Annotated in this window: 23 protein-coding genes and 1 tRNA gene; 9 read left to right on the top strand and 15 right to left on the bottom strand. The window is 64.7% G+C overall.

Annotated elements, in window-relative coordinates; genetic code table 11:
• Nucleotides 1-5 precede the first annotated feature (5 nt).
• The 8 genes from SRAH_RS04810 to SRAH_RS04775 all read right to left on the bottom strand — a co-directional run bounded on the left by SRAH_RS04810 (nucleotide 6) and on the right by SRAH_RS04775 (nucleotide 5,695).
• The gene (locus SRAH_RS04810; RefSeq protein WP_029462217.1) at nucleotides 6-1,094 is read right to left on the bottom strand and encodes a DUF3616 domain-containing protein; all 1,089 of its coding nucleotides are present in this window, start codon (nucleotides 1,092-1,094) and stop codon (nucleotides 6-8) included.
• Nucleotides 1,095-1,184: 90 nt separating this feature from the next.
• Nucleotides 1,185-1,841, bottom strand: coding sequence for an urease accessory protein UreG (ureG, locus tag SRAH_RS04805; RefSeq protein ID WP_029462216.1), 657 nt, complete (start codon nucleotides 1,839-1,841; stop codon nucleotides 1,185-1,187).
• Nucleotides 1,838-2,557 (bottom strand): urease accessory protein UreF, encoded by a 720-nt coding sequence (locus SRAH_RS04800; RefSeq protein WP_045476167.1) that lies wholly within the window; start codon nucleotides 2,555-2,557, stop codon nucleotides 1,838-1,840. The genes ureG and SRAH_RS04800 overlap by 4 nt, the downstream gene beginning before the upstream one ends.
• A 9-nt stretch (nucleotides 2,558-2,566) precedes the next feature.
• Nucleotides 2,567-3,082 (bottom strand): urease accessory protein UreE, encoded by a 516-nt coding sequence (gene ureE / locus SRAH_RS04795; RefSeq protein WP_369403336.1) that lies wholly within the window; start codon nucleotides 3,080-3,082, stop codon nucleotides 2,567-2,569.
• Between the two features lie 19 nt (nucleotides 3,083-3,101).
• On the bottom strand, nucleotides 3,102-4,847 hold the full coding sequence (gene ureC / locus SRAH_RS04790; RefSeq protein WP_029462213.1) for an urease subunit alpha: 1,746 nt from the start codon (nucleotides 4,845-4,847) through the stop codon (nucleotides 3,102-3,104).
• A gap of 35 nt (nucleotides 4,848-4,882) precedes the next feature.
• Entirely contained in the window at nucleotides 4,883-5,188 is a 306-nt protein-coding gene (locus tag SRAH_RS04785) for an urease subunit beta (RefSeq protein ID WP_029462212.1), read from the bottom strand.
• A 10-nt stretch (nucleotides 5,189-5,198) separates the two neighbouring features.
• Nucleotides 5,199-5,375, bottom strand: coding sequence for a hypothetical protein (locus SRAH_RS12785; protein WP_171816029.1), 177 nt, complete (start codon nucleotides 5,373-5,375; stop codon nucleotides 5,199-5,201).
• A 17-nt stretch (nucleotides 5,376-5,392) separates the two neighbouring features.
• Complete coding sequence (locus SRAH_RS04775) at nucleotides 5,393-5,695, bottom strand: urease subunit gamma (RefSeq protein WP_029462211.1); 303 nt, start codon at nucleotides 5,693-5,695, stop codon at nucleotides 5,393-5,395.
• Nucleotides 5,696-5,822: 127 nt separating this feature from the next.
• On the opposite strand from SRAH_RS04775, the gene SRAH_RS04770 reads away from it, so the two are divergent.
• The 6 genes from SRAH_RS04770 to urtE all read left to right on the top strand — a co-directional run bounded on the left by SRAH_RS04770 (nucleotide 5,823) and on the right by urtE (nucleotide 12,667).
• Complete coding sequence (locus tag SRAH_RS04770; RefSeq protein ID WP_045476158.1) at nucleotides 5,823-6,839, top strand: LuxR C-terminal-related transcriptional regulator; 1,017 nt, start codon at nucleotides 5,823-5,825, stop codon at nucleotides 6,837-6,839.
• Between the two features lie 164 nt (nucleotides 6,840-7,003).
• Complete coding sequence (urtA, locus tag SRAH_RS04765) at nucleotides 7,004-8,287, top strand: urea ABC transporter substrate-binding protein (RefSeq protein WP_029462209.1); 1,284 nt, start codon at nucleotides 7,004-7,006, stop codon at nucleotides 8,285-8,287.
• 18 nt (nucleotides 8,288-8,305) lie between these two features.
• Nucleotides 8,306-9,928 carry an urea ABC transporter permease subunit UrtB gene (gene urtB / locus SRAH_RS04760; RefSeq protein WP_076606983.1) on the top strand — a complete coding sequence of 541 codons (1,623 nt, stop codon included), beginning with the start codon at nucleotides 8,306-8,308 and terminating at the stop codon, nucleotides 9,926-9,928.
• A 19-nt stretch (nucleotides 9,929-9,947) separates the two neighbouring features.
• The gene (urtC, locus tag SRAH_RS04755) at nucleotides 9,948-11,078 is read left to right on the top strand and encodes an urea ABC transporter permease subunit UrtC (RefSeq protein ID WP_029462207.1); all 1,131 of its coding nucleotides are present in this window, start codon (nucleotides 9,948-9,950) and stop codon (nucleotides 11,076-11,078) included.
• Nucleotides 11,075-11,950 carry an urea ABC transporter ATP-binding protein UrtD gene (urtD, locus tag SRAH_RS04750; protein WP_029462206.1) on the top strand — a complete coding sequence of 292 codons (876 nt, stop codon included), beginning with the start codon at nucleotides 11,075-11,077 and terminating at the stop codon, nucleotides 11,948-11,950. The genes urtC and urtD overlap by 4 nt, the downstream gene beginning before the upstream one ends.
• Before the next feature lie 12 nt (nucleotides 11,951-11,962).
• Entirely contained in the window at nucleotides 11,963-12,667 is a 705-nt protein-coding gene (gene urtE, locus SRAH_RS04745; protein WP_029462205.1) for an urea ABC transporter ATP-binding subunit UrtE, read from the top strand.
• 34 nt (nucleotides 12,668-12,701) lie between these two features.
• Here the strand turns inward: urtE and SRAH_RS04740 are convergent, their stop codons facing one another.
• The 3 genes from SRAH_RS04740 to SRAH_RS04730 form a co-directional block, all read right to left on the bottom strand.
• Nucleotides 12,702-13,532: an urease accessory protein UreD gene (locus SRAH_RS04740; RefSeq protein ID WP_029462204.1), complete on the bottom strand. Its 831-nt coding sequence runs from the start codon at nucleotides 13,530-13,532 to the stop codon at nucleotides 12,702-12,704.
• Between the two features lie 116 nt (nucleotides 13,533-13,648).
• Nucleotides 13,649-15,106 (bottom strand): tripartite tricarboxylate transporter permease, encoded by a 1,458-nt coding sequence (locus SRAH_RS04735; RefSeq protein WP_029462203.1) that lies wholly within the window; start codon nucleotides 15,104-15,106, stop codon nucleotides 13,649-13,651.
• A 26-nt stretch (nucleotides 15,107-15,132) separates the two neighbouring features.
• Nucleotides 15,133-15,435 carry a tripartite tricarboxylate transporter TctB family protein gene (locus tag SRAH_RS04730; protein ID WP_029462202.1) on the bottom strand — a complete coding sequence of 101 codons (303 nt, stop codon included), beginning with the start codon at nucleotides 15,433-15,435 and terminating at the stop codon, nucleotides 15,133-15,135.
• Between the two features lie 177 nt (nucleotides 15,436-15,612).
• Between SRAH_RS04730 and SRAH_RS04725 the strand changes: the two genes are divergently transcribed.
• A complete protein-coding gene (locus tag SRAH_RS04725) occupies nucleotides 15,613-16,593 on the top strand; it encodes a Bug family tripartite tricarboxylate transporter substrate binding protein (protein WP_045476229.1) in 981 nt (326 codons plus the stop codon).
• Between the two features lie 39 nt (nucleotides 16,594-16,632).
• Here SRAH_RS04725 and SRAH_RS04720 read toward each other — a convergent pair whose 3' ends face one another.
• Nucleotides 16,633-17,745 (bottom strand): ABC transporter ATP-binding protein, encoded by a 1,113-nt coding sequence (locus SRAH_RS04720; RefSeq protein WP_029462200.1) that lies wholly within the window; start codon nucleotides 17,743-17,745, stop codon nucleotides 16,633-16,635.
• Nucleotides 17,746-17,787: 42 nt separating this feature from the next.
• Between SRAH_RS04720 and SRAH_RS04715 the strand changes: the two genes are divergently transcribed.
• Together SRAH_RS04715 and SRAH_RS04710 are read left to right on the top strand one after the other, a co-directional pair.
• The gene (locus SRAH_RS04715; RefSeq protein ID WP_045476156.1) at nucleotides 17,788-19,428 is read left to right on the top strand and encodes an ABC transporter permease; all 1,641 of its coding nucleotides are present in this window, start codon (nucleotides 17,788-17,790) and stop codon (nucleotides 19,426-19,428) included.
• A gap of 81 nt (nucleotides 19,429-19,509) precedes the next feature.
• On the top strand, nucleotides 19,510-20,748 hold the full coding sequence (locus SRAH_RS04710; RefSeq protein ID WP_029462198.1) for a cyclic di-GMP phosphodiesterase: 1,239 nt from the start codon (nucleotides 19,510-19,512) through the stop codon (nucleotides 20,746-20,748).
• Nucleotides 20,749-20,754: 6 nt separating this feature from the next.
• Here SRAH_RS04710 and SRAH_RS04705 read toward each other — a convergent pair.
• The 3 genes from SRAH_RS04705 to SRAH_RS04695 form a co-directional block, all read right to left on the bottom strand.
• Nucleotides 20,755-20,829, bottom strand: a tRNA-Arg gene (locus SRAH_RS04705).
• A 42-nt stretch (nucleotides 20,830-20,871) separates the two neighbouring features.
• A complete protein-coding gene (locus SRAH_RS04700; protein ID WP_029462197.1) occupies nucleotides 20,872-22,062 on the bottom strand; it encodes a vWA domain-containing protein in 1,191 nt (396 codons plus the stop codon).
• A gap of 27 nt (nucleotides 22,063-22,089) precedes the next feature.
• The gene (locus SRAH_RS04695; protein WP_029462196.1) at nucleotides 22,090-22,932 is read right to left on the bottom strand and encodes an AAA family ATPase; all 843 of its coding nucleotides are present in this window, start codon (nucleotides 22,930-22,932) and stop codon (nucleotides 22,090-22,092) included.
• Between the last annotated feature and the right edge of the window lie 108 nt (nucleotides 22,933-23,040).

Genomic DNA, 23,040 nt, shown 5'->3' with positions numbered 1-23,040 from the left:
CGCGCTCAATCGTGGCGCAGCAGATCGCCAAAAACGGTGTGCTCGCCCTCCCGGCGATCGGCCCCCGGCGCGTCGTAGAGCACCAGCCAGCTTGGCTTGCGCCCGGCCAGGGCGGGCGGCAGGTCGCACAGGGCTTCGGCGCGGTTGCTGCCTTGGCCGTGCGGCAGCGCCACCGACTCGCTCAACGCAGACTCGAAGCGCACCGGCTCTTGGTTGGCCACCAGCACCGCCTTGGCCGCAGGCCATTTGAAAACGCGGATTTCGCCGTTGAGCACCATCGTCGGGCCCGCCAGCAGGTAGAGGTCGTCGCCATAAAAATGCAGGTCGCGCACGCCCAAGCCGTCGAGCTGCAGGAAGTGCTTGCGCAGCAGCGTGCCGCTGGCATCGAGCGGCAGCAGGCGCAGCTCATCGCCGCGCGCCTCGACCTCGATTTCGAGCAGCGACGACCAGCCACGCAGCACCGGCCCGCGCAGGCCCAGCAGCAGGCGGCGCCCAAACACCGCCAGCCCTTCGATGTCAAAGCCGTTGTCCTTGCCGGGTATGGCCAGGTAGGGGCCAAAGTGCGGGTCGGTGGCCAGCGCACGGGTGAGCAGGTTGTTTTGGGCATCGCCCTTCAAGCGCAAGGCGCGGCGACCATCGGCGGCCAGCCGCACCAAGCCGGGCACCCCATCGGCATCGGGCTCGATCGGCAGGCAGGCCAGCAGGCGCCGGTTGCCGTCGAGCGAGAGCTTGGCCAGCCGCTTGGCGTTGTCGGCGTGGCCGCGCTCGGGTTTGGCGTTTTTGCGCTTGAGGCCATGCGAGCCCACCACCCACAAAAAGCCCTCGGCCACGGCCATGCCTTCGAGGTCGGCCTCTTCATCGGGCGCGCCGGGCAGGTCCAGCAAATCGGCCAGCGGAAAATCGTGCGGCTCGCCAAAGCGCAGCGTTTCGCGCCCCACCGGCTCCAGCCGGCGCAGGCGCTCCACGCCGCAGGCTTCGTCTCCCGCCACCCAGAGCCAGTCGCCCGTAAAGGCCGCCCCCGAAAGGTTGGATTTGACCAAACAGTCGGCCGTAAACTCCAGCCGCACGGCGTTGGCGCTTCGGGTGTTGGGCATGGGGTGTTGCTCCTGAACGGGTGCGGCAGGCGCACGAATGGCTCAGGTATAGCACAGATTGGCGGCGCGCCCTAGGCGCTGGCGGCGCATCTACCGCAGCAGACCGCGTTGTTCGATGAAAGCGACCACGTCCGCCACACCTTGCAAGGTTTTGAGGTTGGTCATCAGCCACGGGCGGCGCACGGCGTCTGGGCGCATGCGCGCGGTGTCGGTTTGCATCACCTCGAGGCTGGCGCCCACGTGGGGGGCCAGATCGATTTTGTTGATGATCAGCAGATCGCTTTTGGTGATGCCCGGCCCGCCTTTGCGGGGAATTTTTTCGCCCGCCGCCACGTCGATCACGTACAAGGTGAGATCGCTCAGCTCGGGGCTGAAGGTGGCGGCCAAGTTGTCGCCCCCGCTTTCAATGAAAACGATGTCTGCATTTGGAAACTGCGCCAGCATGCGGTCAATGGCTTCGAGGTTGATCGAAGCGTCTTCGCGAATCGCGGTGTGCGGGCAGCCGCCGGTTTCTACGCCCATGATGCGCTCGGCGGGCAAGGCGCCGCTCAGGGTGAGCAGGCGCTGGTCTTCCTTGGTGTAGATGTCGTTGGTGATGGCGACCAACTCGTGCTGTCCGCGCATGGCCTTGCACAGCATTTCGAGCAAGGTGGTTTTGCCGCAACCGACCGGCCCCCCGATTCCGACGCGCAGCGGGGGCAGGGTTTTGGTGCGGCCCGGTATGTGGTGCAAAGCGGCAGGATTCATGATCTGAACAGACGGGAGTATTGGGTTTCGTGGCGGGCCGACAGAATGGCCCACATCGGGCTAAAGGCTTGGCGTTGCGCGTCATGGGTTTGCAGCGCCTCGGTGACGGCCTGGGGAATCGATAGGCACACTTGGGCCAGCACGCGTTGGCCGGCGCCTTGGCCCAAGGGTATGGCCTTGATGGCGGCTTGCACCATGTTTTCAGCCCAAGCAAACGCCGCACACAGCACACCCGCACGCACTGGGGCGGTGGAGGGCAGGCGCAGCCACAAACCGTAGGCAAAAGCCACCGGGTAGGTGGGGGATGCAAGCGATTGGGGCAGCCCTGCAGGGGGGCATTCGGGCAAGCGCAAGGTCTTGACCCATTCCATCAAGGAGCGCCCCATCTGCTCGCTTTGCAGCCGCAGCTCGGCGCTTTCGCGGGTCAGGCGCACCCATTGATCGAGTGCTTGCAGGCGCTCCCAGTCGCTGGCGCGCCAGGCCGTCAAGGCTTGCCCGAGCACCGCCAAGTCGCAGCGGGCCTGCGTCAGCCAGAGTTGATCACACAGCCAGTCGGCGGCGCTGGTCTCGTCGTGCACCAGACCGGCATCGACCGCGGCTTCCAGCCCTTCGGAATAAGAGAAGCCGCCAATCGGCAAAGTCGGAGAGGCCATCCAAAGCAGCGCGAGCAAGCTGTCGTCGTCGTGCATGGGGACGGTTGGGGAGGAGGGTGGCATGGTTGCGCCTCAGCCGTGGTCGTGCGCGCAGCCGTGCGCATGGGAATGGGCGTGGGCGTGGGCGTGTGCCCCGCTGCGGCCTTGCTGCCCGTAGGCGCCGGCCTCGGGTTCAAAGGGTGCCTGCAATGCCTCAAGGTGCAAGCCCATGTGCGTCAACATCTCGGCCAATACATGGTCGGGCTCAATTTGCAGCCACTGCGCTTGCAACTCGGTGGGCACATGCCGGTTGCCCAAATGGTAGGCGGCCCGCACCAAATCCAAGGGCTGGCCCTGCCGGGGGCAGGCGCTGATGCGCAACACCGCCTGCGGTGCGGCCAATACGCGCAACAGGGTGCCGTCTTGGGTGAGCAGCGCGTCGCCACCGCGCAGCACCTGTCCGCGTGGCAGGAACACCGCCACCGGGCGACCTTGCGAGTCGGTGCATTCGAAACGGCTTTTTTGGCGCAGGTCCCAATCCAGCGTGAGGCAGGCGGCGCGCCTCAAGACGGGGGCCGCGAGCCCTTGGGCTGCGGGAATGCATCGCATGGCTTGCAGCATAAGGCGCTCAGAACAAAAAATAACGCTGCGCCATGGGCAGCACCTGCAGCGGCTCGCAGCTCAGCAGCAGGCCATCGGCGCGCACGGCGTAGGTTTGGGGGTCGATCTCCATCACCGGCAGGTAGTCGTTGTGCACCATTGAGTGCTTGGTGGCCGTTCGGCAGCCCTTAACGGCCACCAGCGGCTTTTGCAAGCCATAACGCCGACCCACATCGGCGGCCAAGGCGGCTTGCGAGACAAAGCTCAGCGAGGTCTGGTGCATGGCGCGACCAAAGGCGGCAAACATGGGTTGGAAATGCACCGGCTGCGGTGTGGGGATTGAGGCGTTCGGGTCGCCCATGGCGGCGGCGGCGATCAAGCCACCCTTGAGGATCACGGCCGGCTTGACACCAAAAAAAGCCGGTTTCCAGAGCACCAGATCGGCCCACTTGCCCACCTCCAGCGATCCGATTTCGTGGCTGACGCCGTGGGTGATGGCCGGGTTGATGGTGTATTTGGCAAGGTAGCGTTTGACGCGGAAGTTGTCGTTGCGGCTGCTGGCCTGGACCTCGCCGCGCTCTGACGAAGGGGGTGCGAGCCAGCCGCGTTGCAGCTTCATTTTGTGCGCCGTTTGCCACGTGCGCGTAATGACCTCGCCCACCCGTCCCATGGCTTGGCTGTCGCTGCTCATGATGCTGATGGCCCCGAGGTCGTGCAAGATGTCTTCGGCGGCAATGGTTTCCTTGCGGATGCGGCTCTCGGCAAACGCCAAATCCTCGGGTATCGATTGGTCGAGGTGGTGGCAGACCATCAGCATGTCAACGTGTTCGTCGAGCGTGTTGACGGTGTAGGGTCGGGTTGGGTTGGTCGAGGACGGCAGCACATTGGCCTCGCCCACCACCTTCATGATGTCGGGCGCGTGCCCGCCGCCGGCACCCTCGCAATGAAAGGAGTGGATGGTGCGGCCCTTGAAGGCAGCAATCGAGTCTTCGACAAAGCCCGATTCGTTGAGCGTGTCGGTGTGAATTGCCACCTGCGTGTCGGTGGCTTCGGCCACATCGAGCGCGGTGTCGATGGCGGCCATGGTGCTGCCCCAGTCTTCGTGCAGCTTGGTTCCGATGGCGCCCGCCTCGATTTGTTCGAGTATGCCGCGTGGCTGGCTGGCGTTGCCCTTGCCCAAAAATCCAAGGTTCATGGGAAACGCATCGGCGGCCTGCAACATGCGCTCCATGTGCCAAGGGCCGGGTGTGCAGGTGGTGGCGTTGGTGCCGGTGTTCGGGCCGGTGCCGCCGCCGGTCATGGTGGTGATGCCCGACATCAGGGCGTGCTCGATCTGCTGCGGACAAATGAAATGGATGTGGCTGTCGTAGCCCCCGGCAGTGACGATTAGGCCCTCGGCCGCCAGCACCTCGGTGCCGGGCCCGATGAGAATGTCGACGCCGGACTGGACATCGGGATTGCCCGCCTTGCCGATGCCCACGATGCGGCTGCCCCGAATGCCGATGTCGGCTTTTACGATGCCCCAGTGGTCGATGATCAGCGCGTTGGTGATGACCAGATCGACCGCCCCTTCGGCCCGGCTGCGCTGGCTCTGACCCATGCCGTCGCGGATGGTTTTTCCGCCCCCGAATTTGACCTCCTCGCCATAGCCGCCGGCGCGCAGGGTGCAGTCGGCTTCGACTTCGATGATCAAATCCGTGTCAGCCAGCCGCACGCGGTCGCCCACGGTGGGTCCCAGCATGTCGGCGTAGGCGGTGCGAGAAAGGGTTGCCATGTTGCGAAGGACTCCTGCGGTGGGTGGGGAAGTTTTTAGAGTGGGCCTTGAACCTGGCCCAAAAAGCCGTACACCACCCGGTCGCCGCCCAGATCCACCAGTTCGACCGTGCGTTGCTGACCGGGCTCGAAGCGCACGGCGGTGCCGCTGGCAATGTTTAGGCGCATGCCGCGTGCAGCCGCCCGGTCAAACACCAGCGCCCGGTTGACTTCGGCAAAGTGGTAGTGCGAGCCGACTTGGATCGGGCGATCGGCGCTGTTGCCCACCACCAGCGCAAGGGTGCGCCGACCGGGGTTGAGTTCGAGTTCGCCGGGCTCAAGGAAATACTGGCCGGGGATCATTTCGACCCTTTCATTTGCGCAAACACCAGAGGGCTGCCCCCACCACCACGATGGCCGCCACAGCCAGCAGCCCAGACAAGTCGGAGGCATGCCAGTGCGGCCCAAGCAGCCCATGGCCTTCATGGGCCCACGCTGGGGTCAGGGACAGGCAGGCAGCCAACAGTATTGGGGTGCGCAAGGTTTTCATCGTCATCGCTCCTGCAATCAAGTAATGGGTTGGTGCACGGTCACCAATTTGGTGCCGTCGGGGAAGGTGGCTTCGATTTGAATCTCGGGAATCATCTCGGGCACGCCCTCCATCACGTCGGAGCGCCCCAAAACGGTGCGGCCTTCGCTCATCAATGCGGCCACCGTTTTGCCGTCGCGTGCACCCTCTAGGACGGCGGCCGAGATCAGCGCCACCGCCTCCGGGTAGTTGAGCGCCAGCCCGCGCGCACGGCGGCGTTCAGCCAGCAGGGCAGCGGTAAAAATCAGCAGCTTGTCTTTTTCACGCGGTGAGAGTTCCATGTGCATTTCCAAGCAATCTGCATGCCAAGCCCAAGGCGATTGAGTCGAAACCGTGGCGCTTGGACGATTGCGGTGGTTCTTGGCCCGGCTTTTGCATCGTATGCGGGCGCAAGCTACCGGAGCCGCTATGTCAAAACCACACATTCGTCAACCCACGCCCCCTGTGGTGTTGCTCGCCACACCTGCCTGCGAACCCTTGGAGGCGATGCAGGAGGGGCTCGAAGAATCAGGCTATCAGGTGGATCTGGTTCACGATGGCGGCTTGGTGCCGCAACGGGCGGCGCAGATGCAGCCAGATTCGATCGTGTTGGCGGCCGAATGGCCTGCTGCCAGCGGGCTCGACTGGGTGCGCCGGCTCCGGCATTCCAGCGCCACCAGACACCTGCCGGTGCTGCTGTTGCTCAACGACGGCAGCCAGGCCAGCGTGGCCAGCGCTTACGAGGCCGGCGCATCCGACCATTTGCTGATGCCCGCCCGCATGACCGACTTGCTGGCGCGCTTGCAGGTGCACTGTCGGGCCGCGCGGGCCGCACGGGCCCAGGAGCATGTGAACCGCCAGGCCTTGTCGGCGCTTGATGCGTTTGGCTACGCCAGCCTGAACATCCGGCTGCATGATGCCAATTTGCTTTGGCACACTCCCTTGGCCCAAGAGCTGCTGTGGCGCTACTTTGGCACGCGGCCACCCGTGGTGCCAGAGCCGGTGCTGCGCTGGATGAAAAAAAACCTACAGGGCGGTGTCACCCCAGCCGGGCGGCTGGGTGAGTTGGCGCGCATGCATGTGGACCGAGGTGACTGCCGTTTGAGCTTGCGCTTGCATGGCAGCATGTGCGAGGAGGGCGAGCCGGCAGAGCCTGAGCGGCACGATGGCTGGTTGGTGGTGATGGCGGAGCAATCGATGGCCGTTACCCAGCAAAGTCTGGGCCAGTGTTTTGGTCTGACCGCGCGCGAGGCCGAGGTGCTGTACTGGGTCACGCAAGGCAAGACCAACCGCGACATAGGCGACATTTTGGGTTCTAGCCCAGCTACGGTGAAAAAGCACACCGAGAGGCTGTACGCCAAGCTGGGCGTGGAAACCCGAACGGCGGCGGCGGCTATGGCACTGGGTCGCGGCGGGCGCGGGCACGCGGCTTCATTGCTGCACTAGAAGCGGGGGTCGGTTCTTGCCCAAGACCGATTGCGTACGCCATCCGGCGTACAGACAGCGGGCCCCGGCTTGCCTACCATGAAGTCTCGATCACGGCCCATCTGCCCAGTCTAGCCCCGCAGGTGAACCGGGAATGTTTGGCTTGCAAACCGGAGTTTTGAATGATGCAGCGACGCACCACCTTAAAAGCAATTTCTGCCGCAGCGGCCGCCAGCAGCGTGGGCGCTTTGGGCGCCAGCGCAGCCCTTGCCAACACCAATGCGCCGATTCGAATCGGCGTTTTGCACAGCTTGTCTGGGACCATGGCCATTTCCGAGACGGTGCTCAAAGACACCGTGCTGATGGCGGTTGAAGAAATCAACGGTCGCGGCGGGGTGCTGGGCCGCAGGCTGGAGGCCGTGGTGGTCGATCCCGCCTCCAATTGGCCCCTGTTTGCCGAGCGCGCGCGCCAATTGCTCACGCAAGACCGGGTGGCGGCTGTGTTTGGCTGCTGGACCTCGGTGAGCCGCAAGTCCGTGTTGCCGGTTTTTGAAGAGCTCAACGGGCTGCTGTATTACCCGGTCCAATACGAGGGCGAAGAAATGAGCCCCAACGTGTTTTACACCGGTGCCGCCCCCAACCAGCAGGCCATACCTGCCGTGGAGTACCTCATGAGCCCCGACGGCGGGGCGGCGCGTCGCTTTGTGCTGCTGGGCACCGACTACGTGTATCCGCGCACCACCAACCGCATCCTGCGCGCCTTTCTGCGCTCCAAGGGTGTGGGCAGCGCCGACATCATGGAGGAATACACGCCCTTTGGGCACAGCGACTACCAGACCATTATTGCCCGCATTCGGCAATTTGCGGGTCAGGGCGTCAAAACTGCGGTCATTTCCACCATCAACGGCGACTCCAATGTGCCCTTCTACCGCGAGTTGGGCAATCAGGGCTTGCGCGCCACCGACGTGCCGGTGGTGGCCTTTAGCGTCGGTGAGGAGGAGTTGCGCGGTGTCGATACCCGGCCCCTGGTGGGGCATTTGGCGGCTTGGAACTACTTCATGAGCCTGCAAAACCCCGCCAATACCGAGTTCATCCGCAAATGGACGGCCTTTGCGCGCGCCCGCAACATTGCGGGTCACCGTGAGCGCCCGCTCACCAACGACCCGATGGAGGCCACCTACATAGGCATCAATATGTGGCGACAGGCGGTGGAGCAGGCCCGCTCGATCGAAGTCGATCGGGTGCGAGTGGCCATGCGCGGGCAGACCTTTCAAGCTCCCAGCGGTTTTCAGGTGCGCATGGACGACCGCAACCACCACCTGCACAAGCCCGTCTTCATTGGTGAGGTGCGTGCCGACGGGCAATTCAACGTGGTCTGGCGCACCCGCACCACGGTTCGGGCACAGCCTTGGAGCCCGTTTATTGAGGGCAATGACCGCCGCCCCGAAACCCCGCAGCGCACCCGCTAAACCCAAGCGAAATCCGCAATGTCAGTCACGACCACACCGTTTGCAAGCAGAAGGCGCCTGGGCTGGTGCCTGCTGTTTCTCTGGACGTTCTGGTCGGCTGCGGCGCATGCGCTCAGCCCCGAAGACGCTTGGGCCTTGGCAGAGGGCGAGACCGCAACACGCATCGAGGCGCTGAATCGGCTGGCTTTATCAGACAGTCAGCGCGCTCACGAGCTGATACGGGCGATGGCACGCGAATCGGTGCAGGTGCAGGGGCAGCAGGTGTTGATCGAAGACAAGGGGCGCTGGACCGACGCCGTAACCGGTGCGGCAGTTGACGGTGCGGGCGCTGTGGCGGTGATGATCAACAACCGGCTGCGCAACGCCTTGGAGCAGTCGCTGGCTGTGTTGGATTTGTTTGACCCCGATCCCGGGCGCCAGCAGGCGGCAGCGCAGCGGCTGCGCGAAAGCCAGTTGACGCGCCCCGATCCGGTGCTGGCGGCACAGATTGAGCGCGCCTTGTTGCCCCCATACGGGCAGCGCTTGGCGGCACCAGCTCAGCTGGTGTTGGAGCAGGCGCAAGCCGTGGCTAGGCTGGGCAGCAGCGACGCGGATCAGCGCTTGGCGGCGGCTCAGGTGCTGGCCGAACTGGGGCAGCCCTTGGTGCGCAACCGCCTAGCCGAACAACTGGAGCGAGAGCGCGACCCGGCGGTGCAACAGGCCTTGCGCACGGCGGTGGCCGCTATAGACCGTTCGCTCGCACTGGCCGAGGTGGTGCGGCAGGTGTTTACGGGCATCAGCCTGGGCTCAATATTGCTGTTGGTCGCGCTTGGTTTGGCCATTACCTACGGGCTGTTGGGCGTCATTAACATGGCGCACGGCGAGCTGATCATGATCGGCGCTTACGCCACCTTTGTGGTGCACGCCTTGTTTCAGCAGTTTCTGCCGGGTTGGTTCGAGTGGTATTTGCTCGCCGCCCTGCCGATTGCCTTCTTGGCGGCCGCGCTGGTGGGGGCGCTGATGGAGCGCGGCGTGATTCGCTGGCTCTATGGGCGCCCGCTCGAGACCTTGCTGGCGACTTGGGGCCTGAGTTTGATATTGATTCAATTGGTGCGCAGCAGCTTTGGTGCGCAAAACGTGGCCGTGGTGAGCCCGCAATGGATGAGCGGCGGCATTGAAGTGATGAGCGGCCTGACGCTGCCATGGAACCGAATTTTCATTATTGCATTTGCCGCTGCGGTGGTGATCGGTGTGGCGCTGTTCATAGGGCGCACCCGTATGGGTCTGTTTGTTCGCGGTGTGACGCAAAACCGGCCCATGGCGGCCTGCATGGGCGTTAATACGGCACGGGTGGATACCATGGCATTTGCTTTTGGTTCAGGCATTGCCGGGCTGGCGGGCGTGGCAGTCAGCCAAATAGGCAACGTGGCGCCGGATTTGGGGCAGCAATACATCATCGACTCTTTTATGGTGGTGGTTCTGGGCGGGGTAGGGCAGTTGGCTGGGGCCGTGTATGCCGCGCTGGGCTTGGGCATAGTCAATAAATTTATCGAAGGTTGGGCTGGTGCGGTGCTGGCCAAAATCGCCGTGCTGGTGCTGATCATCCTGATCATCCAAAAGCGCCCCCAAGGACTCTTTGCGCTCAAAGGCCGCTCTGCCTAGGGCAAGCGCCAGAACCGACATGCTGCCCACTTCTGCACACAGCCCATTGACTGCGCCCAGCAAGCCCCTATTCGGCCGGGCCGGGTGGGCGGCTATGGTGAGCGCCGGTTTGCTGGTGTGCGTGGTCGTGCCTTTGCTCAATCTGTGGGTGCCGCCCGACCATGCCCTGCACCTGAGCGATTTCATGGTGGGCCTACTGGGAAAAATCCTCACCTACGCCATTTGTGCGCTGGCCATCGGCATGATCTGGGGCCAGGCGGGGATACTCTCGCTCGGACACGGTCTATTTTTTGCCCTAGGCGGGTACGTGATGGGCATGTACCTGATGCGCCAGATCGGTGCCGATGGCGTGTACGGAAGTGCCCTGCCCGACTTCATGGTATTTTTGGGCTGGACCGAGTTGCCTTGGTATTGGGCCTTGTCTCACAGTTTCATCGCCACGCTGTTGCTGGTGGTGTTGGTGCCCGGCGGTCTGGCATTTTTGTTTGGTTACTTGGCTTTTCGCTCTCGCATCACGGGCGTGTATTTCTCGATCATCACCCAAGCGCTGACCTTGGCAGCCATGCTGCTGTTCTTTCGCAATGAAACGGGTTTTGGTGGCAACAACGGGTTTACCGACTTTCGCCGAATTTTGGGCTTTCCGCTGGCCACAGCAGAAATGCGCGTGATTTTGTTTGCCACTTCGGGTGTCACGCTGCTGGGTTTTGTGTTGCTGGCGCGCTGGTTGCTGCTGTCAAAATTTGGGCGCGTTCTGCACGCCATCCGCGACGCCGAAAGCCGCGTCATGTTTTGTGGCTACAACCCCTTGCCCTACAAGCTGAGCATTTGGGTCATTTCTGCCGCCATGTGCGGTGTCGCGGGGGCGCTCTATGTGCCGCAGGTGGGGATTATCAACCCCAGCGAAATGAGCCCTGCCAACAGCATCGAGATGGCAATATGGGCTGCCGTCGGTGGCCGCGCCAGTTTGATAGGCCCGATCGTGGGGGCTTTTGTGGTCAACGGAGCCAAAAGCGTGCTGACCGTGAGCTTCCCAGAATTTTGGCTCTTTTTCTTGGGCGCTTTGTTTATCGTGGTCACGCTGTTTATGCCCAACGGGCTGGCGGGCGTGGCGCAGCAGGCTTGGGGCAAACTCAGGAGGGTGCGCGCATGACCCCCGATTTGCTCGACCACGGCGCCCGGCGCCTGCAGGCAGCCCAGGCGCGCGCGCAGTCTGCGCCGGGCGGCTCGGGTGGACGCGCGGCGGGCTATGCCCACCCCTTGCAAGCGGGTGTGGTGGACGTCAGCCACGGGCGCATTTTGTACCTCGAAGACGTGACGGTGAGCTTTGACGGGTTTCGGGCTCTCAATAAGCTCAGTCTGGATATTGCGCCCGGCGAGCTGCGCTGCATCATTGGCCCCAATGGGGCGGGCAAGACCACCCTAATGGACGTGATAACTGGCAAAACCCGGCCCGATTCGGGTACGATCTATTTTGGCTCTACCATTAATTTGTTGCGTCACAGCGAGCCCGAAATCGCAGCCCTGGGCATAGGTCGCAAATTCCAGAAGCCCACGGTGTTTGAGAATTTGACGGTGTTTGAAAACCTCGAGCTGGCCTTGGCCTGCCACAAGGGTGTCTGGTCCAGCATGCGCTTTAAATTGAAGGCCGAACAGCAAGATCGCTTGGGTCAGGTGCTGCACACGATCGAGTTGAACCAGCAATGCCACGCCGCAGCGGGCGCTTTAAGCCATGGGCAGAAGCAGTGGCTGGAAATCGGCATGCTCTTGATGCAAGAGCCCAAGTTGCTGTTGCTCGATGAACCGGTGGCTGGCATGACCGATGCCGAAACCGAGCGCACTGCCGAGTTGTTGTCGCAGCTGAAGCAACATCACTCCTTGATTGTGGTGGAGCACGACATGGGTTTTGTGCGCTCCATCTGTTCCAAGGTGACGGTGCTTTGTGAGGGCGCGTTGTTGGCCGAGGGCACGCTTGATGAAGTGCAGGCTGATGAGCGCGTGATTGAAGTGTATTTGGGCCGATGAGGCACGCCAGCCATGTTGATCATTGATCAATTGCACCAGTATTACAGCGGTGCGCATATTTTGCGCGGAGTCAGCCTGCAGGCGCGCCGGGGTGAGATTACCGTGGTGTTGGGGCGCAACGGAGTCGGCAAAACCACCTTACTCAAATGCCTGATGGGCTTGGTCCCGATCCGCAGCGGCCGTATCGAATTCGACGGCCAATCGCTGCTGCAGGCCACGCCCTACCAGCGCGCTCGCGCGGGCATAGGTTACGTGCCGCAGGGGCGCGAAATATTCTCCCGCCTGACGGTGCAAGAAAACCTGCTCATGGGATTGGCGATCAAAAGCGCCAAGGCGCCCATTCCGCCGGCATTGTTCGAGCTGTTTCCGGTGCTGGCTCAAATGAGTGGGCGCCGGGGGGGCGATCTTTCGGGCGGGCAGCAGCAGCAATTGGCCATAGCCCGCGCCTTGGCGGCCGCTCCTGGCTTGCTGGTGCTTGATGAACCCACCGAAGGCATTCAGCCCAACATCATCAAAGACATCGGCCGCGTGCTGCAGCATTTGGCCAAGCACGGGCTCGATGGGCAGCCGATGGCGATCATGTTGGTCGAGCAGTATTACGATTTTGCAGCGGCGCTGGCTGATCGGTTCGTGGTGATGCAGCGCGGTGAAGTGGTGGCCGAGGGCAGCGGTGAGGATATGGAGGCGGCCAATATCAGCAAATTGGTCGCGATTTAAGGCATTCCGTTGCGTATGGCCACGCAATGGCGACTCAGGTTTGCCAGATGCGGGGCTCTGCCAGTTGTGCGCCCCACGCGCAGGTGCGCACGCTGCGCCATGCGGCTTTCAAGGTTTGCATCACCGGCTCCACCAGGGGCCCCAGCGCCCGCACCACGAGCACCCTTTCGTTGGGGAAGGTGGTGCCAGAGCGCGTTGCGGTAGGGCTTTGGGCGAGCGTTTCCCGCACGGTTTGCAACAGGACTTCACGCGTCTGCGCAGGCCAAGGGCTGCCGCTGGCCAGCACCAAGGTGCCCAGACAGCGCTGACCCGCCAGACCCAAGGGCGAGTCAAGCAGGCGCTGGTCGAGGGCGTCGATCCGGCCCTGATCAAGCCAACAGTCCTTGATTTCGATGCGTTGCTGCAGGCAGCCAGAATTAAAGGGCTTGCCCGCGACCGGTAGCCCCAGCGCAGTGACTTCCCATGCCAGCAGTTGGGCATCTGGTGCCAGTTGGGCGCGCAAGGAGTTGCTGGCGTTGCAGCCAGGGTAGGCAAGGGTTTCCATGGGCAGCCATTCCAGCCTAGCCCCTTCTTCGAGTTGAATGTCGATCGATTGCTCTGCAAGCGGCCCCAGTGAACGGTAAAAGCGCGTGGCGCCGGGGGTGGTCAGCAGGGCGTGGCAAGTGGCTTCGGCATGGATGCGGATATCGAGTCGGTCGCCACCCACGAGTCCCCCCGGGGGGTGGATCAAGACGTTGTGGCACAGGCCCGGCCCTTGCGGGTAGTGGCTGTGAAATATGCGCAGCGGCCCCAGATGTTTGTGCGTCACAGTGGTGGTGTCGTGGCGGCGCTGGTAGCGCAAGTCGAGCGTGGCGTTCCATGGCATAGGGGTATGGGCTGTGAGGGTGGCGCGGGTGCGAACGGGGGGCTTGCTGGGTTGGCAAGCAATATCGGTGCCACCGTTTGGCGCTGCCTCGCCCTATGTTTGGATGCATAGCGTACTCAGCCCCTGTTTGGCCCGCGCACCCACAACAGCCACAACGGCCGCAACAACAGCAGCAAGGCCACCGCCAACACCGGCAGCACCAGCGGTTGCGCCAGCAGCTCCATGCCGTCGCCGCGCGCGTGCATGAAGGCGCGGCGCAGGTTGTCCTCGAAAATGGGGCCCAGCACGGCGCCAAAGACGATTGGGGCCAGCGGGTATTCGGCCTTGCGCAGCAGGTAGCCCAGCAGCCCGAACACTGCCAGCAACAACACATCAAAGGCCAAGCGGCTTTGTGCGTACACCCCCAGCACGCTGATGACCACGATCAGGGGCGTGAGCAGGCCCAGTGGCAGCGCCAGCAGACGCACCCAGACGCCGATCAGCGGCAGGTTGAGCACGATCAGCGCCAGATTGGCCAGCACCATGCCCCAGATGATGGCCTCGAACAGCTCGGGCGAGCGCTCAAACATCACGGCCCCGGGGGCGATGCCGTGCAGCATGAAAGCCCCCAGCAGCACCGCCATGGCCGGGTTGCCGGGCAGACCGAGCCCAATCAGCGGCACCAGCCCGGCTTGGGCCGAGGCGTTGTTGGCGGCCTCTGGGCCGGCCACACCCGAGAGCGCACCGTGCCCGTACTGGGCCCGGTCGCGCGCCATGCGCCGCTCCAGCGCCAGGCTCATCATCGAAGCCAGCAGGGTTTTGCCGCCCGGTAGCATGCCCACCAAAAACCCGACTGCGGTGCCGCGCAGCGCCGGTGCCAAGCTGGCTTGCAGTTCGCTGCGCCTTGGCCACAGGCGCCCGATGGGGGCGATGTGGCTGCTGGCGCGCAAGCCCGCGTGGCTGGCCAGCACTTCGCCGAGGCCAAACAGGCCGACGATCAGCGGCACCAGCCCGATGCCGTCGCGCAACTCGGCCAGCCCAAACGTGAAGCGCGGTGCGCCGCCGCCAAAGTCGGTGCCGACCAGTCCGAGCAGCAGGCCCAGCAGCAGCATGGCCAGTGCTTTGCGGTGCTGCCGCTGCCCAATGCACACCAGCGCCACTGCGGCCAGCAGCACCAGCGCCGCCACGTCGGCCGGCCCCAGGCCCAGCGCCAGCCGCGCCAGCCAAGGCGTGAGCCCAGCCACCAAGGCGGCGCTGAGCAGGCCTGCCAACAGAGAGGCCAGCGCCGCCACCGCAAGCGCCACCCCGGCCTGGCCCTTGAGCGCCAGCCGGTGCCCCTCTTCGGCCGTAACCACGCCCGAGGCTTCGCCCGGCAGCTTGAGCAAAATGGCGGTGGTGGAAGACCCATACTGGGCCCCGAAATAAACCCCGCACAACAGCACGATGGCGGCGTGCGGTTCCATCACGAACGAGACGGGTAGCAGCAGCGCCATGGTGGCGGCTGGGCCGATGCCGGGCAACACGCCAACCAGTGTGCCCAAGCTTGCGCCCAACAACGCCGGGCCGACCAGCGCCAGAAGCAATTCCAGATTCATTCAAATTCAGCCGCGCGGCCCAGTGCTCAGGTCAGGGTTGGCCACGGCCAGTTGGCCAGTCCAGCCAGCCACGGTGTCAAGACTGGCGGCGGCAATTGAAATGGCACTTGCAAGCCCAGTACGAACAAGGCCAGCAGCAGCAGCGTCAGGCCGCAGGCGATCAGGGCCGCTGGCAGCCAGCGATTGCCGGCTGCATACAAGGCCAGCAGGGCCAGCAGCCAGGTCGAGAGCGCCACCCCCGCCACTGGTGCCAGCAGGGCAAACGCCAGCACGCCCGACAAGGTCAGCAGGGCGGGGCCGAAGCGGCCAGCGTTGGCAGGATCGGCCACGCAGGAAGGCGCTTGGGTGCAATTTGGTTGATTATTATTAACGAGAACGATTTGCATTAGCAAGATTTTATGCTGTAATCCCAGTTCCGTCAAGTCGCCATGGCAGTGGGCATTTTTTGGGGTCAGCTTGAATGCCGTGGCCAGTGGCTGCACCCTTTTCATGACTTGGAGTTTTGCATGAGCACCCGCCGTACCCTCTTAAAAGCCGCCACCGCTGCAAGCGCTGTGCTGGCCGCCCCGACCTATCTGCGAGCCCAGGGCTTTCCCTCGCGGCCGCTGCGTCTGATCGTGGCCTCTGCCGCTGGCGGCAACGCCGATGTGGTCACGCGCCTGATGGCGCCCGAGCTGGAACAGCGCCTCGGTCAGCGCATCGTGGTCGAGAACCTGGCCGCCTCCTCGGGTATGCAAGGCACCGAGGCGGTGGCGCGTGCCGAGCCCGACGGCCACACGCTGCTGGTGGGCACGGCTTCGCAATTGGTGTTCAACTTGGCGCTGTTCGACCCCATGCCTTTCGATCTTGTGGGTAGCCTGCGCGGTGTGGCCATGATCAACAAGGTGCCGCTGGTGTTGCTGGTCAACCCCAACGACCCGGCCACCTCCATGCGCGAGTACGTGGCGCGCCTGCGTGCGGCGCCGGGGCGCTACCAGTACGGTTCTGGTCCGCGTGGCACCACCACCCACATCACCGGGCTGATGTGGGCGCGCGCCGCTGGCCTTGAGGTGCAGCACGTGCCCTACCGTGCCGGGGCCGAAGGGCTGCGCGACCTCATGGCCGGGCGCATTTCGCACCAGTTCGATGTGGCCGTCACCGCCATCCCGCACGTGCAATCGCGCGCCTTGCGTGCGCTGGCCGTGACAGGTAGGCGGCGCCTTCAGGTGCTGCCCGATGTGCCCACCGCCGCCGAGCAGGGCTTGCCGGGCTTCGAGGGCTTTACTTGGAATTCGATCGCCGCGCCGGTGGGGACGCCGCAGCCAGTGTTGGAGCGCCTGAACCGCGAAATTCAAGCCGTGCTTGAAGTGGCGGCGATACGCGAGCGCTTGGTCGGTTGGGGTTCGGAATTCTCCGGCCCCATGAGCCCGGCGCAAGTCGATGCCTTTTACGCCGAAGACCGCCGCATCTGGGTACCGTTGGTGCGCGAAGCCAGCCGCTCCAGTTGACTGGGGGGGTGGCGCGCACCGTTGCACTGAACAGGCGCCCTAATTGCCGTTGCAGGCCACCGCCTGCGCCGGCGGGGCCCCGGCGGCAGCACCGCGCTCGAAGGTGACGACGTGATCGACCGCCGCCCGGATGCCGATCCACTCACCCAAGTCGTGGTCGTGGTGCGAGGGCACGTGCGTGAGCACGGTTTCGCCGCTGGCGAGTTGCAGGGTGTAGAGGAATTCGGAGCCACGAAACGATTTGCGCACGATGCGCGCTTTCACCGGCGCGTCGTCGTCGTGGACGATGTCGTCGGCGCGCAGCAGCACATCGCACAGGCCGCCGGGGTAGGCGCTGGGCAGCGGGCATTCGGCCACGTCTTGCAGCGCCCCCATCGGGGTCAAGACCCGGACTTCGGCGCCCAGGCCCGCAATTTGCGCCGGCGCAAACACCCCATGGCCAATGAACTCGGCCACGAAGCGCGTGGCCGGGCGGTGGTAGAGCGTGTAGGCGCTGTCCCACTGGTGCAACTGGCCCTGGTGCATGACGCCGATCAGGTCGCCAATGGCAAAGGCTTCCAGTTGGTCGTGCGTCACCAGCAGCGCCGTGGCCCCTGCGGCCTTGAGGATGGCGCGCACCTCGTGCGCCAGGCGCTCGCGCAAATCGACGTCGAGGTTGGAAAAGGGCTCGTCGAGCAACAGCAAACGCGGGCTGGGAGCGAGCGCGCGCGCCAGCGCCACGCGCTGCTGCTGCCCACCCGAAAGCTCGTGCGGGTAGCGCCCCTGCAGCCCCTCCAGGCCAACCAGATTCAGCACCTCCTGCACCCGCTGCAGCCGCTGCGGCTTGGGTAGGTGGCGCAGGCCAAAAGCCACGTTGGCGCGCACATCCAAGTGCGGAAACAGGGCGTAATCTTGGAACACCATGCCGATGCGTCGCGCTTCAGCCGGCACGTGCTGCGCCGCGCGGCTCACCACCTCGCCGCCCAGTGCGATCTGCCCGCCGCTGGCGCGCTCCAGCCCGGCCACGGCGCGCAGCAAGGTGGTTTTGCCGCAGCCCGAGGGGCCGATCAGCACGCCGATCTGCCCCGCTTCGAGCCCAAACGACACCTCGCGCACCGCGGGCTGAGCGGTGTGGGGGTACTGAACCGAAAGTTGGGTCAAGTGCAGGAACATAGGTGCTTATTGTAGATAATTGTCGTTCTCATTCAAATACCCATGTCTGCACCCCATCTTCCCCATTGGCCGCGCCTGTCGGCCGTCCTGCTGCAACTGCTGGTGCTGATGGTCGGTCTGTTGTTGGCGCTGCCGGTGCTGGCGCTGGTGCTGGCTTGGTGGCAGCTCGACGCCGCCTCGATCGAGCTGCTGCGCCACATGGCCGATACCGTGCTGCCGCGCTACATTGGCACCAGCTTGCTGCTGTGCCTGCTGGTGGCGCTGGGGGCGGGGCTGCTTGGCATGGCCACGGCCTGCGCCGTGACGCTGTACGACTTCCCAGGGCGGCGTTTTTTTGAGTGGGCGCTGCTGCTGCCGCTGGCCGCACCGGCCTATGTGGTGGCCTTTGCCTACACCGATTTTTTGCAGTTCTCCGGCCCGCTGCAGGTGTTCTTGCGCGACACCTTTGGGCTGCAGGGGCGTTTGTTCCCGGAAATCCGCAACGTCTGGGGCGCGGCCTGGGTGTTCATCTTCACGCTCTACCCCTACGTCTATCTGCTGGCGCGCACCGCCCTGAGCGAGCGCGCCACCCAGCTGATGGAGGCGGCGCGCCTGCTCGGGGCCCCGATGCGGCGGCGCATCTGGGAGGTGGCGCTGCCGCTGGCGCGCCCGGCCATTGCGGCGGGCATTGCGCTGGCGCTGATGGAAACGCTGGCCGACATCGGCGTCACGTTTTACTTTGGCATTCAGACTTTTAGCACCGGCATTGTGAGCGCTTGGAAGGTGATGGACGACCGCTACGCCGCGGCCCAACTGGCCACCATGCTGCTGCTCACGGTGGCGCTGCTGCTGTGGGTGGAGCAGCGGGCGCAGCGGCGCATGCGCTTTGCCGCGCCGCGCGGGGGCCGGGGTGGCCAGGCCGAGGCGCAGCCGGTGCGCCTGCACGGGGCTGGGCGCTGGCTGGTGTGGGCGGTGTGCGGCTTGCCGATTTTGTTTGGCTTTGTGCTGCCGGTGTTGTTCATGCTGCGCCCGCTCATCGGCGGCTGGGAGGTCTTGCCTTGGAGCGGCTTCCTGGAGTGGGGCTACAACAGCCTGTGGCTCTCGGGGCTGGCGGCGCTGCTGGCCAGCGCGATTGCGCTGGGCCTGAGCTTTATGCAGCGCGCCCAGCCCAGCCGCATTGGGGGCGCCGTCACACGGGTGGTCAGTTTGGGCTACGCGGTGCCGGGGGTGGTGATCGTGATCGGCATTTTGCTGCCGGTGGGCTGGTTGCAAACGGCGGCCCCGGGCAGCGGGGTGGGGTTTTGGGTCACGGCCACGGTGCTGGGCATCGTCTGGGCCTATTTGGTGCGCTTCACGGCGGTGGCGCTGCAATCGGTGCAAAGCGGCTACGCGCGCATCCCCAACAGCCTGGACGATTCGGCGCGCATGTTGGGCAGCACCGGCCCGGCGCTGCTGTGGCGGGTGCACCGGCCGCTGCTGCTGCGCTCCATCGCCGCCGCCGCGCTGCTGGTGTTTGTGGATGTGATGAAGGAGCTGCCCGCCACCTTCGTGCTGCGCCCCTTTGGCAGCGACACGCTGGCGGTGGTGGCGTTCCAGTTGGCGCGCGACGAGCGCTTGGGCGAGGCCGCGCTGCCCTCGCTGGCGCTGGTGTTGGTGGGGCTGGTGCCGGTGATTTTGCTCAGCCGCACCTTGCGCCGCACTTAAGGGCGGGCCTAGGCGCTAGGCCTGCACCCACCCTATACTTGGGTGCAACACCGTTCGTCGCCCGCGCCTGTCACCGCCCCCATGCCAACTCCGAAGCTGAAAAAAATCCCGACCGCCGAGGTGCGGCTGGGCATGTACATCGAGTCGTTTTGCGGCTCTTGGATGGACCACCCGTTTTGGCGCAGCAAGTTCGTCATCACCGACGCGCACGACCTGCGCCTGGTGCACGAGTGCGCGATCACCGAGGTGCTGATCGACATCAGCCAGGGCCTCGATGTGCTGGCGCCGCCCACCACCGCCGAGGCCGCCGAGCAGCCACAGGCCCCGGCAGCGCCTCCGCCGGCCCCAGCGCCCGACACCGAGGCGACCACGATGCGGCAAGAGTATCAGCGTGCCGCCGCGATTTGCAAAGCCGCCACCGGGGCGGTGCGCCACATGTTTGCCGAGGTGCGCATGGGCCGCGCCATCGACCAGGAGGTGGCGCGCCAGGTGGCCGAGGAGATCACCGATTCGGTGCTGCGCAACGGCGGCGCCCTCATCAGCCTGGCGCGCCTGAAAACCGCCGACGACTACACCTACATGCACTCGGTGGCGGTGTGCGCGCTGATGGTGGCCTTGGCGCGCCAATTGGGCTTGAGCGAGGCCGAAACGCGCGCAGCGGGTTTTGCGGGCCTGATGCACGACCTGGGCAAGGCCGACGTGCCCTTGGAGATGCTCAACAAACCCGGCCGCCTGACCGAAGACGAGTTTGCCCAGGTGCGCCTGCACCCGGAACATGGGCACCGGCGTTTGTTGGCCGCCGGAGTCGATGACCCGATTGCGCTCGACGTCTGCCTGCACCACCACGAACGCATCGATGGCAAGGGCTACCCCAAGCAGCTCGCGGGCGAGGCCATCAGCCGCATGGCGCGCATGGGGGCGGTGTGCGACGTGTACGACGCCATCACTTCCAACCGGCCCTACAAAGAGGGCTGGGACCCAGCCGAATCGCTGGCCAAAATGGCGCAGTGGACCAACGGCCACCTCGATCCCGCAATTTTCCAGGCCTTTGTGCGCAGCCTCGGCATTTACCCCACGGGTTCGCTGGTGCGGCTTAGCAACGGCAAGCTGGCGGTGGTGGTGGAGCAGTCGGGCGCATCCTTGCTCAAGCCGATCGTCAAAACCGTGTACTCGATCCGCAGCCAGGAGAGGGTGCAGCCGCAACGGATTGACCTGTCGGCACCCGACAACCGGGTGCAGATCGAAAAGCGCGAAAACCCCACAGACTGGCAGATCCCCGACCTCGACGCGCTCTGGATGGACGAGCTGGCGCAGCCCTGATCCGCGTGGTCCCACCGACAGGAATCGAACCTGTATTTGCCGCTTAGGAGGCGGCCGTTCTATCCATTGAACTACGGCGGGCGCTAGGCGTGGGGGATTATCCCCGAAGCCCGTTGGCGGGCGCTATTTCGAGAGCACCCGCATGGCCTCTTCGAGCCCGCGCAGTGTGAGCGGGTACATGCGCTGGCCCATGAGCTGCTGGATTAGCTCGATGCTGCGCTGGTAGGGCCACAGGCCCAGCGGCTGCGGGTTGATCCAGGCGTGGCGCGGGTAGTGGCGCGTCAGGCGCTGCAACCACTCGGCCCCGGCCTCGGCGTTGGCGTATTCGACGCTGCCCCCAGGCTGCAGGATTTCGTAGGGGCTCATGGTGGCGTCACCGACAAAAATCAGCTTGTAGTCGCGGTTGTAGGTGTGCAGCAGGTCGAGGGTGGCGGTGCGTTCGCGGTGGCGGCGCTGGTTGTGCTTCCAGACAAAGTCGTAAACGCAGTTGTGAAAGTAGTAAATCTCGAGGTGCTTGAACTCGGCCTTGGCGGCCGCAAACAGGGCCTCGACCTGCTGCACGTGATCGTCCATGCTGCCGCCCACGTCGAGCAGCAGCAGCACCTTGACCAGGTTGTGGCGCTCGGGCACCTGGCGCAGATCAAGCCAGCCCGCGTTGGCGGCGGTGGCGCGGATGGTGTCGGGCAAGTCGAGCTCGAGTGCGCTGCCTTGGCGCGCAAACTTGCGCAAGCGGCGCAACGCCATTTTGAGGTGGCGCGGCCCCAGCGGGGCGCTGTCGTCGTAGTCGCGCCAGAGGCGCTGCTCCCAGACCTTGACCGCGGTGCGCTGGCCGCCCGCCCCACCGATGCGGATGCCCTGTGGGTTGTGGCCGCCGTGGCCAAAGGGGCTGGTGCCACCGGTGCCGATCCACTTGTTGCCGCCGGCATGGCGGCCTTGCTGTTCTTCCAGGCGCTTTTTGAGCGTCTGCATCAGCTCGTCCCAGTCGAGCCGGGGGGCGTTGGCTTTTTGTTCGTCGCTCAACAGGCGTTCAAGTTCTTGGCGCAGCCAGTCGGCCGGGATGTCGCGCGCGCCCTCGCCCGTGAGCGCCTGCACGCCCTTGAAGTGGGCCGCGAAGGCGCGGTCAAAGGGGTCGAACAGGGTTTCATCCTTGACCAGCGTGGTGCGCGCCAGGTAGTAGAAATCGTCGAGCGAGCAGGCCTCGGGGTTGGCGGGGCCGACCACGCCCGCTTGCAGCGCCTGCAGCAGCGTCAGGTATTCGCGCACCGACACCGGCAACTTGGCCGCGCGCAAGGCGTAGAAAAAATCGATCAACATGGCTGGGGCCGCGCTACCCGGGCCGCGTCAGCGGTGGCGCTGGTTCATGAACACCAGCCGCTCCAGCAGGCCGGCGTCTTGCTCGTTTTTGAGCAGCGCCCCCACCAGCGGTGGCACCACCAGTTGCTGCTCTTGGCCCAGCAGCGCCTGGGGCGCAATGCCTTCGGCCAGCAGCAGCCGGATCCAGTCCAGCAGCTCCGAGGTGCTGGGCTTTTTCTTCAGGCCCGGCAGTTGGCGCAGCTCCAGAAAGGCTTTGAGTGCTGCCGCCAGCAGCTCGTCTTTGAGGTCGGGGAAGTGCACGCCCACGATGCGGCGCAGCGTGGCCGGTTCGGGGAACTGGATGTAGTGGAAAAAGCAGCGCCGCAAAAAGGCGTCGGGCAGCTCTTTTTCGTTGTTGGAGGTGATGAACACCAGCGGCCGATGCCGCGCCCGGATGGTCTGGCGCGTCTCGTAGCAGTGGAACTCCATGCGGTCGAGCTCGCGCAGCAAGTCGTTGGGGAACTCGATGTCGGCCTTGTCGATTTCGTCGATCAGCAGCACCAGCGGCTGCTCGGCCGTGAAGGCCTGCCACAGCACCCCTTGCACGATGTAGTTGCCAATGTCGCGCACGCGCTCGTCACCGAGCTGCGAGTCGCGCAAGCGGCTCACCGCGTCGTACTCGTACAAGCCCTGCTGCGCCTTGGTGCTGCTCTTGATGTGCCACTGCAGCAGCGGCAGGCCGAGCGCGGCGGCCACTTCTTCGGCCAGCAGGGTTTTGCCGGTGCCGGGTTCGCCTTTGATCAGCAGCGGGCGCTGCAAGGTGATGGCGGCGTTGACGGCCAGCAACAAATCGGGGCTGGTGACGTAGTGGGGGGAGCCGGTAAATTTCATTGCGGGGTGCAGGAGGGTCAGGCCGTTGCAGAGAGCGGACAAAAAAGGAATAAGGGGGGTGAGGACACGGATTATGGTAGCGCCAAAGCGCCTACACAGAATAGAATG

This window comes from Serpentinimonas barnesii, assembly GCF_000696225.1.
Lineage (GTDB): Bacteria > Pseudomonadota > Gammaproteobacteria > Burkholderiales > Burkholderiaceae_C > Serpentinimonas > Serpentinimonas barnesii.
This window is presented reverse-complemented; position numbering and strand designations above follow the sequence as displayed.

Bases quoted from the DNA above. Each gene is read 5' to 3' on its own strand.
- urtC (WP_029462207.1), top strand. From the start codon at position 9,948: ATGCTGCCCACTTCTGCACACAGCCCATTGACTGCGCCCAGCAAGCCC.
- ureE (WP_369403336.1), bottom strand. From the start codon at position 3,082: ATGCGATGCATTCCCGCAGCCCAAGGGCTCGCGGCCCCCGTCTTGAGG.
- urtD (WP_029462206.1), top strand. From the start codon at position 11,075: ATGACCCCCGATTTGCTCGACCACGGCGCCCGGCGCCTGCAGGCAGCC.
- SRAH_RS04735 (WP_029462203.1), bottom strand. From the start codon at position 15,106: ATGAATCTGGAATTGCTTCTGGCGCTGGTCGGCCCGGCGTTGTTGGGC.
- SRAH_RS04810 (WP_029462217.1), bottom strand. From the start codon at position 1,094: ATGCCCAACACCCGAAGCGCCAACGCCGTGCGGCTGGAGTTTACGGCC.
- SRAH_RS04715 (WP_045476156.1), top strand. From the start codon at position 17,788: ATGTCTGCACCCCATCTTCCCCATTGGCCGCGCCTGTCGGCCGTCCTG.
- ureG (WP_029462216.1), bottom strand. From the start codon at position 1,841: ATGAATCCTGCCGCTTTGCACCACATACCGGGCCGCACCAAAACCCTG.
- SRAH_RS04725 (WP_045476229.1), top strand. From the start codon at position 15,613: ATGAGCACCCGCCGTACCCTCTTAAAAGCCGCCACCGCTGCAAGCGCT.
- SRAH_RS04800 (WP_045476167.1), bottom strand. From the start codon at position 2,557: ATGCCACCCTCCTCCCCAACCGTCCCCATGCACGACGACGACAGCTTG.
- urtB (WP_076606983.1), top strand. From the start codon at position 8,306: ATGTCAGTCACGACCACACCGTTTGCAAGCAGAAGGCGCCTGGGCTGG.
- SRAH_RS04700 (WP_029462197.1), bottom strand. From the start codon at position 22,062: ATGTTGATCGATTTTTTCTACGCCTTGCGCGCGGCCAAGTTGCCGGTG.
- urtE (WP_029462205.1), top strand. From the start codon at position 11,963: ATGTTGATCATTGATCAATTGCACCAGTATTACAGCGGTGCGCATATT.
- SRAH_RS04775 (WP_029462211.1), bottom strand. From the start codon at position 5,695: ATGGAACTCTCACCGCGTGAAAAAGACAAGCTGCTGATTTTTACCGCT.
- SRAH_RS04720 (WP_029462200.1), bottom strand. From the start codon at position 17,745: ATGTTCCTGCACTTGACCCAACTTTCGGTTCAGTACCCCCACACCGCT.
- ureC (WP_029462213.1), bottom strand. From the start codon at position 4,847: ATGGCAACCCTTTCTCGCACCGCCTACGCCGACATGCTGGGACCCACC.
- urtA (WP_029462209.1), top strand. From the start codon at position 7,004: ATGCAGCGACGCACCACCTTAAAAGCAATTTCTGCCGCAGCGGCCGCC.
- SRAH_RS04740 (WP_029462204.1), bottom strand. From the start codon at position 13,532: ATGCCATGGAACGCCACGCTCGACTTGCGCTACCAGCGCCGCCACGAC.
- SRAH_RS04695 (WP_029462196.1), bottom strand. From the start codon at position 22,932: ATGAAATTTACCGGCTCCCCCCACTACGTCACCAGCCCCGATTTGTTG.
- SRAH_RS04770 (WP_045476158.1), top strand. From the start codon at position 5,823: ATGTCAAAACCACACATTCGTCAACCCACGCCCCCTGTGGTGTTGCTC.
- SRAH_RS12785 (WP_171816029.1), bottom strand. From the start codon at position 5,375: ATGAAAACCTTGCGCACCCCAATACTGTTGGCTGCCTGCCTGTCCCTG.
- SRAH_RS04710 (WP_029462198.1), top strand. From the start codon at position 19,510: ATGCCAACTCCGAAGCTGAAAAAAATCCCGACCGCCGAGGTGCGGCTG.
- SRAH_RS04785 (WP_029462212.1), bottom strand. From the start codon at position 5,188: ATGATCCCCGGCCAGTATTTCCTTGAGCCCGGCGAACTCGAACTCAAC.